This window comes from Akkermansia sp. NBRC 115031 (assembly GCF_030268505.1).
Classification (GTDB): domain Bacteria; phylum Verrucomicrobiota; class Verrucomicrobiia; order Verrucomicrobiales; family Akkermansiaceae; genus Akkermansia; species Akkermansia massiliensis.
The window spans coordinates 557,192-573,837 of sequence record NZ_BSQU01000001.1; the positions used below are offsets into that span (position 1 = coordinate 557,192).

A 16,646-nucleotide genomic window follows, 5' to 3' on the forward strand; every position below is an offset into this window, starting at 1 on the left:
CCGTACCCTCCGGTACGCACTTTATTCCCAGACTTCCCAGACGCCGTCCATCCGGGCGGCGTCCGTTTTTATGCCGGATGCGTACATGCTTTTTCAATTTCTTTACGTCAGGAGAGCTTGACGAATCAGAAGGATGCCAGTAAGCTTGAATCCAGTAAACGGGCGCGTACGTTGCATGCGCCTTCGCAAGCAACCCTCCTGTTAAACAATTTTCAATATGGAAAACCAGCAGCTCAGCCTTTTGGACCGTGTGTACACCGTTCTCAGAAAGAGAGGGGAAGAAACGGAATGGATTACTTCCGCGGACAACCACAACCTCAGAACGGGCATCGCGTTCGTCCCCTGTGATACGTTCACGCCCGTGAGCCTCCTGTACACGATGATTGATCGTCCGGAGACGCTGGTGATTGACGTGCTTTTTGCCGCCAAGGTGCCTGAAAACCGCCGTGTGGAAGTCAGCATCATCCTTAGTGAGCTGAATGCGGACCAGACGGCCGGCGCCTTCCAGCTGGACCCCAACAGCGGATACGTCTACTACCGCCAGTCCTTCGTTCTGGAAGGCATGGACCTCACGGAAGCCCAGTTTGCCCAGTTGATGAAGAACATTGAAACCGTGGCTGTGGAAACGGCGGAAGCCTACTCCCACATCATGGAGACGGAATATCCCAAATAACGGGCCGCGTTCCCCCCGGAGCTGTTCATGAGCGAGGCCCCTCAAAAAAAGGGAACATCCTGGTCCATAGGCATCGGCCTGGGGATCGCGGCGCTTTTGATAGGAACGGCCATTTTAACGGACCCGTCCGTCTCGGGCTCTGCCGGAGAAAAGGACAAGGCGGCCGCAGGAACGGTGGAGCCGCTGCATTTGCAGACGAACACTCTTGCCATTTCCGCGCCCGGCATCGTGAAGGCCTCCCACCTGACGATGCTTTCCCCCGGCGTTTCCGGGAAGGTGGACAAGGTGCACCCCCTCTTCAGCGCGGGAGAAATCGTCCTGAAGGGAACGCCCCTGCTGGAGCTGGAAAAATTTGAATACCGTGCACGCCTGGCGAACGCGCAGGCTGGGCTGGAACAGGCTCGCCTGGATGTATCCACGGAACAGGCGGAAGCCCTGAAAGCCATCAAGAAGACGTACAGCTCCGTCTCCAAAAGTGGAAAAGAGTCGGAACTGGTGCTCCGGGTGCCGCAGCGACGGGCCGTGAACGCGCGGCTGAACGCCGCGGAGGCGTATGTAGCGGAAGCAGAACAGGCCCTCCGGGACACGGTGCTGGAAGCTCCCTATACCTGCCAGGTGGTGGAATGCTCCGTGGGAGCCGGGGCCCGCGTGGTTGCCGGGCAGCCGGTGGGGAAGGTGATTCCCCTCCAGGAGCGGATGATACGGGTTCCCGTGCCGCTGGAAGAATTTTCCGCATTGCCCAGGGATGAACAGGGCAGGGTAAGCACGGCGCTGACCGCCTCCTGCGTGCTGAACAATGGAAAACGGCTGCAATGGCTGGGCCGCGTTACGGCGGTGGACGCCGCACTGGATACCGAGCGCAATTCCGCCGTGCTGATAGCCTCCCTGGAGCCGAACGCCTCCCATGTTTCCGAATGGCAGGTGGCCCCCGTCAACATGGCCCTTCAGGTGAACATCAGCGTGCAGGTTCCCGCCTCCGCGTGGATTCCCGCCTCTGCCGTCCGGGATGGAAGCTCCATTCAGGTAAAAACCGCGGAAGGGATGCAGGAGCGCAAGGTGCGCGTGGTGGCGTTGAAAGACGGGAAAGCCCTGGTAACCGTTTCGGAATTACGGGACGGGGACGCTTTGGCTCTTTGATATTCCGGATTTCTTCTTCCCCTATTTTTTCCGAGGGCTTGTCCCTTTCAAAAGGCGCTCCGGAAATCAGGCTCCGGAGAGGCCATAAAAAAACCATGCCGCCCAGAAGGGGGAGGCATGGCGTTGCGCTCAATGGCCGGCGGCCCATGGGTCAGTGTCCGTTCGTTCTCATGTCGAACACCAGCACCTCAAAAGGTTGAAGTTCCAGGCTCACCGGCTTGCCCTGTTCCAAATTCAGCGTTTTGACGCGCTGGTCCGGGTAGGAGGCCTTCATGGGGAAAACGGCGGGCACTCCCTTGACGGGTTCAAAGACGGTTGACGCATCCAGATCAATCGTCCGCGGCCGGTCGTCCGGATTGCGGAGGGCCAGCGTGCAGCCCCGCGGGCTCCATGCCGCATAGCCGTACGGTTCCAGCTGGTTCGGGTTGCCGCCCACCCAGTGCACGTCGGCCAGGACGTCCTGGAAGCGCCGGGCCCAGCGGGCCCCGGCCGCCACGTCGTCCCACGCCTTTTTGTCCATCATGGACGGCGTGAGATAAAGTTCCTGGAGATTGGCTCCGGAACCGAAATAAATGCGGGCGTCGTTCTTCAGGTCCCTGTTGTCCTGCTTCCCGTCCTCTCCCTTGCTGACGCGCGCGGCCTGGAACTTGGTGCCCAGCACCATGCCGTGGTGCATGATGGAGTTCAGGGGATAAAGCGGGCCGGGCTTGACGATGACGTTATAGCAGGCCCCGTCGCGGAACGTGATCCACTGTTCGCGGTCGTCTCCCTTGCCCGTCCAGCCTACGTCCGCCGTACCGCTGCGCCAGGTGGAATCCACATGGTTGAGCCAGAAGGGGGAGGGCCAGGTGCCTACCGTCGTGTTGATGAACAGGCGGGGATTCTCCCGGCGAAGGTCGTTGGCGATGGAAAGAAGGGCCATGAAATGGGGGCTGATGCCGTCTCCGGCCTTGTCCCACTTGAAATAGGTCACCTTGTCCTTCTTCATCAAGTCGGAGCAGCGTTTTTTGAACCACTTGTAATACTGGGGGCAGGAAAGGTCGAATCCCGCGGCGTCAGCCGGGAGAATGCCTTTGTCCTTGGCATGCTGAACCCTCTTTTCCGGGCCGAAATACCCTCCCAGCGGAGAAATCCAGATGCCGAAGCCGGAAGGAATCTTCCCGACCGCCTTGACTACAGGTTCAAACCCGTGCGGGAATTTTTTGGTGGAGGGCTGCCAGAGGTCTTCATTAACGTCGTCCCAGCCGTCATCCAGCACGAAGCCGTCCAGCCTGACGTGGCGGGAACCCAGTTCCTTCCTGTATTCCCCGGCTGTCTTGACGAGCGTCTTTTCCGTGGGGTCCAGGCCGTCGTCATACCAGCCGTTGTAATGCAGAAACTGACGGTAGGGCGCAGCCCGTTCCCGTTCCAGATAATAAAGGAACCCGCGGCGAAGCTGGTTCTCCGGCCATACGCCCAGCACCGTGGTGAACGTCTGGGCGTTACCGCTGCCCATGGGAAGGTTGCAGTCAAACCCGACGGTTCCCGTTCCTCCGGCGGCCTGGGCCCTGGCTACGGGAAGTTCAATGCCGGCAAACGTGCCTTCCCGCTCGCTGACCAGTGGGCTGCCCGGTACGGTGCCCTTCACGGCCAGGGTGGGATCCTGCAAATCAATCAACTGGACTTTCTTCAAATCCACCTCCTTGGACGCTTCAATCCGGTAGGTTTCCTTGACGTAGGAGGAACCCTCCCTCAATTCCGCCTTCCAGTGAACCGTCAGCCCGCTGTTTTTGTCCCGGAAAACGGCGGAAATAACGGCCCCTTCCAGCCGTTCCCCCAGGCGGAGGCCGGCGGAATGCCCTTTCAATGCGCTGATGGCGGGAACTCCTTCCATCACAAACCGGGAGGAGGGGAGATTGTAGGCGTCCTTCTCCGTGGAAAGGCGGAACAATTCCGGAGCCTGGGCGCCGGTGGCGGCCTTTTCGTCCGTGGTGCCCCGCTCCTTGTTCACGATTCCCAGGGGAATCAGCCTGCTACCGTCCACCTTCCATGAGGCGCTCAGAATATTGTTGCTTAACGTATAAACATCCCCTTCCCGGTGGGCGGCGGGGGCTCCCGGTGTTGTTCCCGGATAGGTTACGGACGCGGCGGCTGTCTGAAAGCAAACGCAGGAACAGGCAGCCAGGGCAATTGCTGGCAGGGATGATGAGTGCATAATCCGGAAGAATCCGCAATCGGGAGGCATCCGTCAATTCAAAAATACGGGGGGACGGGAGGGGCGGTCCGCGCCCCTGGTCCGCCGCAAAATCCTAGTGGGCTTCCAGCCAGTTATTCCCCGTTCTGGCTTCTACCAGAATGGGAACGCCGTTGGGAAGGGGAAGGGCGCCGATCATGGCTTCCTCAATCTTTGGAATGAGCTCCGTCTCGTCCTTGTGGAGGTCCACCAGCAGCTCGTCGTGAATTTGCAGGATAAGGCGGGACCTGGTGCCTTCCAGCAGCTTGTCCACATGGATCATGGCTATCTTGATCATATCCGCCGCGGTGCCCTGGATGGGGGTATTGATGGCGGTGCGCTCCGCGGCGGACTTGATGGTCTTGTTGGCGGAATTGATCTCCGGAATCATTCTCCTGCGGCCCAGCAGCGTTTCCGCGTAACCGGCCTGTTCCGCCTTGTGCACCAGGTCCTCCATGAAGGACTTGACCACGGGGAACTGGATGAAGTAATTTTCAATCAGCGTGGCGGCCTCACTGCGGGGGCAGCCCAGCCGCTGGGAAAGGCCGAAGGCGGAAATGCCGTAAATGATGCCGAAGTTCACCGTCTTGGCCGCACGGCGCATGACGGCGTCCACCTGGTCGCGGGGAATACCGTACACCCTGGCCGCCGTCTCCGTATGGATGTCCCGGCCTTCCCGGAAGGCCTCGCACATGGCGGGGTCTCCGGAAAGCGCCGCCATGATGCGCAGCTCAATCTGGGAATAATCCGCGGAAAGCATGGTGTACTCCCCGGAGGCGGGGACGAAGGCCGTGCGGATCAGGCGCCCCTGTTCCGTTCTTACCGGAATATTCTGGAGATTGGGGTCCTGGGAAGCCAGCCGCCCGGTAGCGGTCAGCATCTGGTGGAACTGGGTGTGGATGCGGCCGTCCCGCGGGCAGATGTACCTGGGCAGCGCGTCCAGGTACGTACTCTTCAGCTTCATGTTCTCCCGGTAGGCCAGGATATCCGCCACAATGGGATGCTGGGGAGCCAGGGCGGAGAGGGTATCTTCATCCGTCACGAACTGGCCCGTCTTCGTCTTCTTGGGCTTCTTCACCAGCTCCAGCTCCCCGAACAGGAAATCGCCGAGCTGCTTGGGGGAATTCAGGTTCAGGGGATGGCCGGCGGCCTCTTCAATCTTCTCCCGCAGGCCGTCAATAATGGCTCCCACCTTGACGGAAGCCTCTTCCAGGGATTCCGGAAGCACGCGGATGCCGGTGAACTCCATGTCCGCCAGCACGGGGAGAAGAGGCAGTTCCACCGTGCGGAACAGCTCCTCCATGCCGCTCTCCTTCACCTGCTTTTTCAGGATGGCGGAAAGCTGGAGGGTAATATCCGCATCCTCCGCCGAATATTTGCCCATGACCTCCACGGGAATGCCGCTGGTATCCAGCTCGCGCTTCCTGGCTCCCGGCGCGGCAATGTCCTTCAGCTTGATGGTGGAATATTGCAGCAGGTTCTCCGCCAGAAGGTCCATGCCGTGCTTCATGCCGGGGGCGATCAGGGCGTGCGCCAGCAGCGTGTCAAAAAAGGGGCCTTTAACCCGTATGCCGTTGGCGCGCAAAACTTCCAGATCAAACTTCAGATGGTGCCCGGTCTTCTCCGCAGGGCCTTCCAAAAGCGGCCTGACCGCTTCCAGGTCCGCCGGACCGGAGACAGGCATGTACCATGCCTTGTGCGGTTCCGCGCAGAAGGCGACGCCCAGCAGCTTGTCCGTGAGGGGATTCAGGCCCGTCGTCTCCGTGTCGAAGCACCAGGAATCATGCTTTTCCAGCTCGGCAACCATGGCGGAACGGGCTTCCTCCGTATCCGCAATGATGTACTCGTGCTTGAAATCATCCACCGTTTTCAGATGGCGTTCCTCAAACAAATCCATTTGGCCGGAACCGTTCTGCCGCGCGTCCGCCGCCGGGGCGGCGGGAGCCTCCGCCGGGAGCTGTTCCGCCTGGGCCGGAGCAAACAAATCGTCCGCAGGGAGGGGGGACTTCCTGGCTTCCGGCGCTTTTTTCCCGAACAGCTTGGCCTGCATGGAACGGAACTCAAGCTCCTGAAGGAGGACCAGCAGCTCTTCCGGACTGGGATCTCTTTTGACCAGTTCAGGCAGGGTCACGGTCAGGGGAACGTCCCGGTCAATGGTAGCCAGTTGTTTGGAAAGGGTCGCCAAGGCTCCGTTTTCCTCTACGATCTGCCTGCGCTTTCCCTTCAGCTTGTCCGCATTCGCCAGCAGGTTCTCCACGGTGCCGAACTCCCCAATCAGCAGTTTGGCCGTCTTTTCACCCACGCCGGGAAGCCCCGGAATATTGTCCGAGCTGTCGCCCATGAGGGCCAGGATGTCGATCACCTGGTCCGCGCGTTCAATGCCCCATTGTTCCTTGAGCTTTTCCAGGTCAACCACCTCGTGGTCGTTGCCCCGCTTGCCGGGTTTCCACAAATAGCAGGTGGGGGAAATGAGCTGGCCCAGGTCCTTGTCTTGGGAAACCATGTAGGTCTGGAACTCCTTCGTGCCGTCCGCGATGCGGGCCAGCGTGCCTATCGTATCGTCCGCCTCATACCCCTCATAGCGCAGGATGGGAATGTTCATGGCCTCCAGAAGCCTGAAAATCAGGGGCATCTGGTAGCTCAAATCTTCCGGCATGGACTCCCTGTTGGCCTTATAGGCGGGGTAAAGCTCATGGCGCGCCGTGGGGGCGGAAGTATCAAAGCAGGCCGCGATGTGCGTGGGGTGTTCATGCTCCAGAATGCCCAGCAGCGTATTGGCGAAGCCGTACACGGCGGACGTGTTGACGCCCTTGGAATTGCGGATGGGGTTGGAGAAAAAGGCAAAATGGGCTCTATAGGCCAGAGCCATTCCATCCAGAATAAAAAGGCGCTTGGAAGGGGAATCAGTCATTTCTGCCCTACTTTACCATGCGGCCCAGCGGTAGGCTACCGTTAAATGCGCCTCCGCGCCCTCTGCCGGATGAAGCGCCGCAAGCCATTGAACGGCACGCGTCCGCAGGGACATAACGGATTTCAGGAAAAAGTTTGCGGACGCTCATTTCAATACTACGCCGTTGCTGATCGGCATTTCCCGGAACAAAAGGAGTGCAAGCCGCCTTTCCGTCTGGTATAGAGGCGGAAACGGAGAGGATAAACATGCAGGAATTGTTGACACGGGAGGAACGTGACAGACTGGCCGAACGCCTGCTGCCGGGAGAAAAAATCCTGTGGCAGGGAAAATCCCGCTGCGGATGGTGGAGAAGGGCCGCGAAGGAATGGAAGGGAATGCTGTTTTCGGTTTTCTTTGCCGCGGCATGGGGCTGGGGTTGTTGCATAGCGGCGTCCGCTCCGGTCTGGACGGGTGAGGTCATGTTCGCGCTGGCGGTCATGGGAATATGCTGTTTTTTTGGTATTGCCCTCCTCGGCATGCTTTTGATCAACGCGGTTTTGGAAACGCGCCGGGCCAACGCCGTCCTGCACGCCCTGACGAATATGCGCCTGTTGTCCCTGGGGCCGTCCGCGGACGGCAACGGCGTCCTGTTCCGGCAGTGGAACGGGGCGGAACTGCGGAAAATCCGCCTTGTTGCCCATCGGGCCGGGCCGGAAGATCTGGTATTCCGCTACCGGTTCCCGCCAAACGGAAAACCGGAGCCGCAAGGCTGGCCCGCGCTTCCCGGGGCGGAAGCGGTCTGTGAGCAAATCACGCGTCTCTTTCCCGGCGTGTCCGTATCACGGCTGCCATGAACTCCGCCAGACGGTCGGCAGGTTCCCGTGAAGGCGCCGCCAGCAGGAAGAGAACCTGGCCGTCGTAAACGAGGCGGCAGACCCAGCAGGGAGCCGGATATTGCGGCCCCCTTCTTCCCCTGCGGCAGATAGTGGCGCCTGCATGCCTCAGCCGTTCCAGTTCTTCCCCGCTCAACGGTGTATGCTCGTCCACATGAAGCACGGAGCATTCCGACAAAAGCTCCGGATCATAGTCAAAAGCATCCCGGCGCAGGCCGAACAGCCTTTTTTCCGCATGCACCCAGCCGTTCCTGGCTTCATAAATCCTCTTGCCGAACCAGATGTCCAGCAGAACCGCCAGGATTCCCACGCTTAAAAACGGGGCGAAAAGGGAGAAAACGGCTCTCATGCTCTCTCCCATAACTTCCGGCTGGGGAGGAATGGAAAGGAAAATCCATGTAAAAGCGCATGCGCCCAGCCACAGCAACGGAAGAATCACCAGGAAAAATCCTGAAAACATGCGGTAGTTCGGGATGCCGATCATCTCAGCCGCAACATACCGGAAGCATTTTCCGCCGTCAACCGTTCTCCTTCAAGGATTGATTTCCTTGTGGGAGAACGCTATCATGCTTCCGTTTCCATGACTTACACCATCACACCCCTGATTGGAGAGGAAGCCATCCGCGCGCGCGTCAAGGAACTGGCCGCCTCCATTGACGCGGCCATGGCAGGCAGGCCCTATATTCTGCTGCTGCTGCTGAACGGCGCCCTTCCTTTCGCCACGATGCTGAAAGGGCATTTGAAATCCCGGCCCGTGGTGAAAACCGTCAAAATCACCAGCTACGCCGGAATGGAACATTCCGGCTCCGTGGCATGGGATGGGGACTGCGGGCCGTTCCGGCCTGACGTGCCCGTTCTGGTGGTGGATGACGTGCTGGATACGGGCGCTACTCTGGCTGAAGTTTGCCGGGAATTGAAAAGGCAGGGGGTGCGGCAGGTTCTCACCGCCGTGGCCGTGGACAAGCACTGCTGCCGGAAAGTGCCTTTTGAAGCTGACTACGTAGGTTTTACGCAGGGAGATGAATTTCTTGTAGGCTTCGGCATGGACCTGGATGAGCGTTACCGGGAATTGCCCTACATCGGGAAAGTGGACATGGGCTGACAAATTCCCGAATTCATATTGAACAACCTGTTGAAAAAAAGTGTCCAAGCTAGTTGGAGCGGCAGAGCCATCCGCCGTCCCCGCTCAACAAGGGAAACCGGAAAGGAGAACCAAGACATGAAAATCAACAGGGCAAGACAACAGGAAAGCGTGGCCGTCTTCGGCCATGAAACGTCCCTCATCCGGGATGTTCTGGACAATCTGGAACTGGAACACGCGCTGACGTGGCTGCTGGAGGCCATCAGCCAGCACCAGTCCGGAGAATTGGAAAGCGAACCGTGGCATCTGTACCAGACCACGCTGTTTGCCATGTACGTGGACTATGACAACGGGAAGGTGCGCCTGTCCGCCGCCCTGGCATGCCACGATGCAGACCTGGAAATATCTCTGAAGGACTTTGTGGAGATACTGGGCCGGGAAGCCGCCAAGGAGGCGGACCCGCTCCACTATACTCCCGGCGCCCCCAGCAAGTGCATCCACCGCTACCGCAACCCGTATTTCAAGCGCAGGCGGCAGGAACGTGAGCCGGACATCGGGTTTTATTCCTGAGCCGGGGACCGGCACGATGCCGTATCCTTTCCAATGGCCGGGTTCCGCGGGGAATCCGGCCTTTTTGCGGGCGTTCGTTCTACCGGGGAAACGTAGGGGAAGGGCCGTGAAAAACCCGGTTTATACTGTTGCCGCAATGGATGCAGGGCAGCATGTTCATTACTGGGCGCACTGGTTCAAGCGGGCAGGGAAAAACGGAACTTTATTAGGAGAAAAAACGGCATGTCAAAATCGGCAGTGGAAATAGTGAACCTGGGGGAACAGGCCATCTAGGGAATAGGGAGGCAATCCGGCGATCAAACGATCTCCGCGGATATCCATGCCCTTTCAGCGGCTTATCATTCCCTGGCTTCCGTGCCGCGGGGAAGCGTGCTTCCCTTCTTTGTTCTGTCCAGAAACTATGATGGCCGGAATGGTTCCTTTGAACTATTTGTGGGCGGCGCACTTGAAAAAGACGGGCTGGAGCAGGCGTTTCTTCCCCCCGGGGAATATGCCGGAATGACGGTCAGGCCCCGGCTGGGATTTTTATGGGGCGCGGCCATTGGGACCGCCAAAAGGTACTTTTACCAAAAATGGCTCCCGCAGAGCCCATACGGGACCCTGAACATGGAGTACGAACTCCATACGGAAAAAAGTATTCGCAGCCATCCTTCCATGGACCTCTTTTTTGCCGTTAAAAGGAAGGAATAACGGAAGAACCGGCGGCTGGAAGCTGGCGAGGCACATTATCCGGCTTTCTTGTCGCCGGGCCGTGTTTTCCCTGCCGGAGGCGCCAACATTGACAGTTGCCTGTGAAATAATTAGAATGGCGGCATTGGGCCCAGGGAGATCAATCGGAAAAGACGGGGAGCGGGATGAAAAATCATCATACCATCAGGATTGCGACAAGGCGGGACGCGGCAAAGCTGCTTGAAATTTATGCTCCGTATGTGGAAAAAACAGCCGTCACGTTTGAATATGAAGTACCGGAGGTACAGGAATTTGAGGAAAGAATCGGCCATGTGCTGGAAAAATACCCCTTCCTGATTTGCGAAAGGGAAGGGGAAATTGCCGGTTATGCCTATGCCGGCGTTTTCAAGAACCGTGCCGCGTACCGCTGGGCCGTGGAAACGACGGTTTACGTCCGGGAAGACCGGAAAAAAATGGGCATAGGGCGGGAATTGTACGCAGCGCTGGAAAAGATTCTTTCCTTGCAGAATATCCTGAATCTAAACGCCTGCATTGCCTGTCCGGAGGCGGAAGACCCCTGGCTTGGGCGGGACAGCGTGCAGTTCCACGAACGTTTGGGATATCAATTCGCAGGAAAGTTTCATCAGTGCGGGTACAAGTTCGGCCGCTGGTACCATATGGTGTGGATGGAAAAACATCTGGGAAACCACCCGGACAATCCTCCCGCAGTGAAAACCTTTGATGAAATAAGGGGCCTGGTTGCGGAGCAGTACGGGATTTTGTAAAGGTCCGGTCAGGTAGGAGTGCTGCCAATGCGCAAGCACGCCAAGGTATGGCCGGTATTAATGAAGAAAGCTTTTAGTGGAATATGAGAATCATTGAAATCCAGGAAAAAACTCCGTTGCTGATACGGCAGCTCATGGAACTGTGGGAAAAATCTGTCAGGGAGACGCACCTGTTTTTGCCGGACAGCGAAATAGAAAATATTAAGGAATACATTCCGCAAGCATTAAGAGAGATACCTCATCTGATCGTTGCGGAGAACGAAAACGAATTTCCTGTCGGCCTGATGGGGATTGGCGGCCAGAAACTTGAAATGCTGTTCATTGCAAGCGAAGAACAGGGGAAAGGCCTCGGTAAGAAGTTGGTGGAATATGGAATCGAAGCTTATTCCATCAATGAATTGGCCGTGAACGAGCAAAATCCGCTCGCCAGAGGTTTTTATGAATACATGGGCTTTCAAGTCCATAAAAGAACGGCCCATGACGAGCAGGGAAACCCTTACCCGCTCTTGTACATGAGATTGAATTGACACGCCGCCAGCTTCCCCTTCGGCATAAGAAAGCAGGTATGGGAAAACGCCTGTTTCATGCGTGCCTGTTGTGAAAGCATTTTGCCGCCTTGCGAACGACAGGCCGGTTATTCACATAATAAAAATAGTGCTTTTTCAGAGCGATCATCCAGAATGGGCCCCGTCATGACCATCTCCCCCTTATCCGGCACAGCAGTTCGCCCCCGTTTGCCCTGGGTGGAGACTGCGCGGCTGCTGGCAACGCTGGTCGTCGTCATGCAGCATGTGCCTTCCGGCCCCTTTCTTCCCAACGAATGGCTGATCGGTCCGGCGCTGGCGACGTTTTTCCTGCTGGCTGGATATTTTTCCGCCTCCCGCCTGGAGGGGAGCGGGGCCGGAAAATGGACGGGAGGCCGCCTGCTGTCCCTGCTGTGGCCGTACCTCTTCTGGTGCGCGGCCTACTGGCTGGTAGCGGGCATGTCCCTTTCCCCTGGTTCGCTGGCTTCCGTGTTCGGGGCGGGAACGTGTCCCCTGCTGACCCCGATGTGGTTCCTGCGGGACCTGATGATTTTTACCCTGGCGGCGTTCCTGCTGCACCGCTGGCGTCCCGCGCTTTACGCGCTCGGCCTGTTCTGTCTGTTCCTGCACCGGTGGGATGACACCCTGGCGTGGCCCAGTCCCTATATGTTCGGGGACTTCGTGCTCGGCATCATGCTGGCGTCTTCCGCACCGGGTTGCTTGGACCGCTGGGGGAAGATGCCCCTGGCCGTGCACTCATCCATTATTCTGGCCTCTGCGGCCCTTGTCTGGGCAAGCTGTGCGGATACCTTCCTGGTTCCGGACGTCGCTTTTTCCGGACTGATTGTTCTGGCCTTCCTGAGCTTCGGAATAGTGGCCAGGGCCGTCAGCCCCGCACTGTCGGAACGGCTGGCGCGGTGGTCGTCCGGCAGCTTTTTCGTGTATTGTTCCCACATCTTCGTGCTGATTGCCCTGACAGGGGTGGAAACGTGCTTCCCGTCCCCGTGGGCACCCTGGGTCTGGTGGTGTCTGGTGCCTGTCGTGTACATGCTGGCGCGGGGCGTTTACCTGTTCCTCAAACGGTATTTCCCGCGCGCCCTCGTCCTGATGACCGGGGGAAAATGACCTCAGGGGCGGCGCGGACGTTTCGCCCCATCCGTTCAGGGAGCCGCCGTGCGGAAGGCCTGGACCGGAATGGCCTCTTTCCTGCCGCCTTCCCTCTGCCAGAAAAGGTCGGGAAGCCCGGGGAAGCCTTCCGTTTCAACCAACAGGGGATGCCAGCCCTTTTCCAGCGGGATGGGCTTCAGCCCAGTTTTTCCTGCATCTCCTTCCGTCGTTCCTTCCCCCATGGAGGAGGATACCTCCGCGCCGGGCTTGTAGCCGTATTCCGCATCCAGCAGATGCGCGTCGTGCAGCCTGACGAACGCTTTAGCTCCCTTTTTCGCCGGGGTTTTCATGAAGAAGACGTATTTCCCGGTTTCCGGAACGTTCAGATAGAGCTCTCTTTTCATGCTGCCGTCCTTCCGGCGGACGCCCTGGGAGGACTGCGCCGTCAGGGGAACCAGGGTGCCGGGCATTTCCTCTTTCCGGAGGGCCGGAACAGGTTCTGCATCATAGGGCCGCTGGGCAAAGGTGCCGCGCACCGGGTGGGTATAATCGTAAACGCGCCTCATTCTCAGCACCTTGTCGTGCATGATGGGTTGCATCTTTTTCCCTTCCGGCGTGTCCTTTAGGTCATGGCGTTCCGCCGGGTCCTTCGCGGTATCGTAAATTTCAAACGGATCCGCATGGGACTGGATGTTGGTACGCACCCCCTTGTATTTGCCGAGGTAGACCATCTGCTGGTCGCCCCGGACGGCGTTCCTCCTGGACGGGAGAAAATCCTGGTAGCCGGGCGTCGTCGTCTTGTTCCGGGACATCTTGGCGCTGTATTCCATGTACAGACAGCTGTCCGGCTGGGTTCCGTCGTTCAGCAGGGTGGGGAGCAGGGAAACGCCGTCACTCCGGAAGGGAGCCCTGACGCCGCCGATGGCGGCCAGCGTCGCCATCCAGTCGTGGAACTGGGATGGATGGTCGCTGACGGAACCGGCCGGAACACGGCCGGGCCAGCGGACGATGGTCGGCACGCGGAAGCCGCCTTCCCATGCGTCCTGCTTGATGCCGTCAAAAGGTCCGTAATTGCAGAAGAACTGCGGATTCTGGCCGCCTTCGTCATGCGGGCCGTTGTCCGACGTCATGATGATGACGGTGTTCCTGTCAATGTTCAGGTCCTTGAGAGTCTGGATGAGGTCTTCAAAGGAATCGCTCAGCCGCGCGATCATGGTGGCGTACTTCTTCTGCGCCATGGGCCATTTCTTGTCCGCATACCGCGGATAGATGTAGGAGTTGATCTTGCCCTCCGCGGTATTCACCAGCTTGTGGGGCTTCCCGATCCATTGCACGCCGCCCTTTACGCCGCGGCCTTCCGGATAGGGGCCGGTGGGGATCTGGAGCTGGGAGTGGGGGGCTATGTGGGTCAGCGCTAGGAAAAAGGGCTGGCGGGGATTCTGGCGGTGCGTATCTATAATCCATTTTTTGGCGCGGGCCGTCAGCAGGTCCACGGAGTACGCCTTGTCGCAATCCGCCGTGACGCACTTGTCCCCGTCCCAGATGCCGCTTCTCTTGGTGGGGGAAATGGGATTGGGGTCTTCCTTGGGATAATGGTGGTGGCCGCTGACGTGGTCCAGGTAGCCGAAGTAGTAGTCAAAACCGCGCCTGGTGGGGTAGGACGTGGATTCCTGCGGGGTACCCGCGTGTTCCGTTCCTCCGCCTATCCCCCATTTGCCGATGAGGGCCGTCCTGTACCCGGCGGACTGCATGACGGTGCCGAGGGTGGGGGCATGTTCAATGGGAAGGTCAAAGGACCTGTCCCGGATCACCTTGGCATGGCCCTGGTGCACGCCCGTGAACAGGGAGGCGCGGGCCGGGGCGCAGAGCGGGGCGGAGGAGTAGTGGCGCGTCAGCGTCATTCCTTCCCGGGCCAGCGTCCGGAGGCCCGGGTTGTCCATGGCGGGAAGCCCCTCTTTCATGCGCTGGTCCTGGTAGGAGGGCAGGTCCCCCCAGCCCATGTCATCCATCAGGATGAGGATGACGTTGGGACGCTGGGCGGCCATGGCGAAAGGAACCGCCAGCAGGAGGGAGAGCAGGGGAAATAAATGTTTGCCTCTCATTGCTGGAATTTTATTTTTCTTCCCTGCCCTTGGCATAATAGCTTGAGTCCGCAATCCAGCGGTCTCCGGATTTTTTCACCGGAATGAAGCTGACGCCCCAGGACTGGAAGTCCCCCGTGTACGGCTGTTCAATCAGGATTTTGTTTTCCCCGGCCTTGACCTGGAAGGGAACCGGAGGCCGCGCCCACCAGAATTCCTCATTGTCAAAGGATATTTCATTGGCGGGAGAATGCCAGGTGTGCTTTTCATAACGCCGCTGGCCTGCCAGCTTGTAAGTCTGGGGGTTTTTCACTTCCTTGCCGTTCACCCATATCCTGGTACCGCACTGGGACCATTCACCGGCAGCCGGAACCCCGGAGCAACGCCGCGTGGAGCGGGCCGGAGCGTCGAACCCCACCATGGCGTACATGGTGCCCGCCCTGGGCGCGTAAAAAGTCGTCTCCGCCCAGGCGGTGTTACCGGGCTTTGCTTTGGAGAACAGGCCTTCCGCCCCCGCACGGGTGCGGAAGTACAGATTGCCGCCGCGGGCCTGGATGGGCTCCGGCCCTGCGGGGGGGGTTCCCGCCAGAAGGCCGTTTCTCACTTCTTCCTCCCTGTCCTTTGGAACGGGGCCGAAGACGGTCCATTCCATGAAGGAATCCCGCCAATAGGGGAAGGGCTTGTCCCCGGCCAGGGCTTCCATGCGTTTCTCAAACAGGGAGAAAGCCTTGTAGGCTTCCGTATCCTTCTCCGGCAGTTTGCCGGCAAAGCGGGAGCCGTCCTCCGGTAGCCCCTTCCAGCTGCGTTCAGCCATGGCGAACATGGCCGGCCACTGGGGGCTCTGGATGGGGATGTTCTTCTTGTCCGCCACCCGGGTATCCGGCCACAGGCACTGGATGACGCCCAGGGAATGGTTGTCGCTCCTGGCCGTTCCGCAGGGCTGGCGGAAGAAATTCCGGCGCACCAGGATGCCGGGGTCAAAGGAATTGATGTAGCCTGCCGTGGAATCAAAATAGGGATTCTTCTGCTTGGCGGGGTCCGGCAGTCCTACGGAATTCTCGTCATTCCACAACTGGGCGTAGCTGTCTCCGGAAACGGGCAGGTCATTGTTGCCCGCCCACTGGATGGGCTGGCGGCCCAGAGATTTGACCTTGGCCGCCATCCGGTCCGCAAACTGCTTCCCGTTGGGGATGCGGATTTCATCCGCGCCGATGTGCAGGTAGGGGGACATCTCCACCGGAATTTCCCGGCAGAACTCTTCCAGCAGTTCCTCCAGAATCTTGATGCCCCTGGGATCGTGCATCGGGAAGCCGAAGCAGTTCTTGAAATAGGTGCTGTGCCCCGGCATGTCGATTTCCGGGATGATCTGGATGTGGCGCTTCCTGGCGTAGCGGAACAGGTCCCTGATCTGGTCGTAAGTGTAGGTGTCGTTGACGTCCCGGCCCTTGATCCTCTTGGAAGGGTCATTCAGTACGGGGTACTTCCTGCACTGGATGCGCCATGCCGGGTAATCCGTCAGGTGCCAGTGGAAGGCGTTCAATTTCAGCCGGGCCATTTCGTCAATGTCCGCCTTGAGCGTCTCAATGGACCGGAAATTGCGGCCTACGTCGTGCATGAAGCAGCGGATGGCGAACGCCGGGCTGTCCTTGATGTCGCAGCACGGATAATCCCCCCGGGCTCCCAGCTGGTCCAGCGTCCTGCGGGCATAGAAAACGCCCGCATCCGTGGCGGCCTTGATCAGGATGCCGTTGGGGCGGACCTGGAGCTCGTAGCCTTCCTTGCCCAGTGTCTTGGCCAGGGCCGCGTTCTTTTTCACGGAAACAGGAGCCTTTTTGGGGCATGTCCCCGTCTTCCAGTCAACATGGGCCGGGAAGGGAATGAGGGCTGCCGGAGCGGCTTCTTCCTGCTGGAGTGGATGCGGGGAAGTCCAGTCTCCATAGGAAGAGGGGGAACAGAGCATTAAGCCTGATACCAGCAAAAGGAGGGAAGGGGATAATCGCATAATATTACTACACTTAAACGAG

At 59.0% G+C, this 16,646-nt stretch carries 14 protein-coding genes; 9 read left to right on the forward strand and 5 right to left on the reverse strand.

Annotation, left to right across the window (positions count from 1 at the left end; genetic code table 11):
- The first annotated feature begins 217 nt into the window (after positions 1–217).
- Together QSJ36_RS02210 and QSJ36_RS02215 are read left to right on the forward strand one after the other, a co-directional pair.
- The gene (locus tag QSJ36_RS02210) at positions 218–673 is read left to right on the forward strand and encodes a YbjN domain-containing protein (protein WP_022398267.1); all 456 of its coding nucleotides are present in this window, start codon (positions 218–220) and stop codon (positions 671–673) included.
- Positions 674–700: 27 nt separating this feature from the next.
- Entirely contained in the window at positions 701–1,810 is a 1,110-nt protein-coding gene (locus tag QSJ36_RS02215) for an HlyD family efflux transporter periplasmic adaptor subunit (RefSeq protein WP_285466546.1), read from the forward strand.
- A gap of 151 nt (positions 1,811–1,961) precedes the next feature.
- Here the strand turns inward: QSJ36_RS02215 and QSJ36_RS02220 are convergent, their stop codons facing one another.
- Together QSJ36_RS02220 and polA are read right to left on the reverse strand one after the other, a co-directional pair.
- The gene (locus QSJ36_RS02220; RefSeq protein WP_285466547.1) at positions 1,962–4,004 is read right to left on the reverse strand and encodes an alpha-galactosidase; all 2,043 of its coding nucleotides are present in this window, start codon (positions 4,002–4,004) and stop codon (positions 1,962–1,964) included.
- 94 nt (positions 4,005–4,098) lie between these two features.
- The gene (polA, locus tag QSJ36_RS02225) at positions 4,099–6,933 is read right to left on the reverse strand and encodes a DNA polymerase I (RefSeq protein ID WP_285466549.1); all 2,835 of its coding nucleotides are present in this window, start codon (positions 6,931–6,933) and stop codon (positions 4,099–4,101) included.
- Positions 6,934–7,178: 245 nt separating this feature from the next.
- On the opposite strand from polA, the gene QSJ36_RS02230 reads away from it, so the two are divergent.
- Positions 7,179–7,766, forward strand: coding sequence for a hypothetical protein (locus tag QSJ36_RS02230; protein ID WP_102722077.1), 588 nt, complete (start codon positions 7,179–7,181; stop codon positions 7,764–7,766).
- Here the strand turns inward: QSJ36_RS02230 and QSJ36_RS02235 are convergent.
- Positions 7,723–8,265, reverse strand: a complete 543-nt coding sequence (locus QSJ36_RS02235) for a hypothetical protein (protein ID WP_285466553.1) — start codon at positions 8,263–8,265, stop codon at positions 7,723–7,725. The two genes, QSJ36_RS02230 and QSJ36_RS02235, sit on opposite strands and share 44 nt — an antisense overlap.
- Positions 8,266–8,385: 120 nt before the next feature.
- Between QSJ36_RS02235 and QSJ36_RS02240 the strand changes: the two genes are divergently transcribed.
- The 6 genes from QSJ36_RS02240 to QSJ36_RS02265 all read left to right on the forward strand — a co-directional run bounded on the left by QSJ36_RS02240 (position 8,386) and on the right by QSJ36_RS02265 (position 12,559).
- On the forward strand, positions 8,386–8,907 hold the full coding sequence (locus QSJ36_RS02240; RefSeq protein WP_146018197.1) for a phosphoribosyltransferase family protein: 522 nt from the start codon (positions 8,386–8,388) through the stop codon (positions 8,905–8,907).
- 117 nt (positions 8,908–9,024) lie between these two features.
- Positions 9,025–9,456: a hypothetical protein gene (locus QSJ36_RS02245; protein WP_022398274.1), complete on the forward strand. Its 432-nt coding sequence runs from the start codon at positions 9,025–9,027 to the stop codon at positions 9,454–9,456.
- 369 nt (positions 9,457–9,825) lie between these two features.
- A complete protein-coding gene (locus QSJ36_RS02250; protein ID WP_285466557.1) occupies positions 9,826–10,146 on the forward strand; it encodes a hypothetical protein in 321 nt (106 codons plus the stop codon).
- A gap of 164 nt (positions 10,147–10,310) precedes the next feature.
- Positions 10,311–10,910 (forward strand): GNAT family N-acetyltransferase, encoded by a 600-nt coding sequence (locus QSJ36_RS02255; RefSeq protein WP_022398276.1) that lies wholly within the window; start codon positions 10,311–10,313, stop codon positions 10,908–10,910.
- Between the two features lie 83 nt (positions 10,911–10,993).
- Positions 10,994–11,437, forward strand: coding sequence for a GNAT family N-acetyltransferase (locus QSJ36_RS02260; RefSeq protein WP_285466558.1), 444 nt, complete (start codon positions 10,994–10,996; stop codon positions 11,435–11,437).
- Positions 11,438–11,602: 165 nt separating this feature from the next.
- Positions 11,603–12,559 carry an acyltransferase family protein gene (locus QSJ36_RS02265; protein ID WP_180971025.1) on the forward strand — a complete coding sequence of 319 codons (957 nt, stop codon included), beginning with the start codon at positions 11,603–11,605 and terminating at the stop codon, positions 12,557–12,559.
- A gap of 35 nt (positions 12,560–12,594) precedes the next feature.
- Here the strand turns inward: QSJ36_RS02265 and QSJ36_RS02270 are convergent, their stop codons facing one another.
- Entirely contained in the window at positions 12,595–14,643 is a 2,049-nt protein-coding gene (locus tag QSJ36_RS02270) for a sulfatase-like hydrolase/transferase (protein ID WP_285466559.1), read from the reverse strand.
- Positions 14,644–14,653: 10 nt separating this feature from the next.
- Complete coding sequence (locus QSJ36_RS02275; protein WP_285466560.1) at positions 14,654–16,624, reverse strand: family 20 glycosylhydrolase; 1,971 nt, start codon at positions 16,622–16,624, stop codon at positions 14,654–14,656.
- Positions 16,625–16,646: the final 22 nt, after the last annotated feature.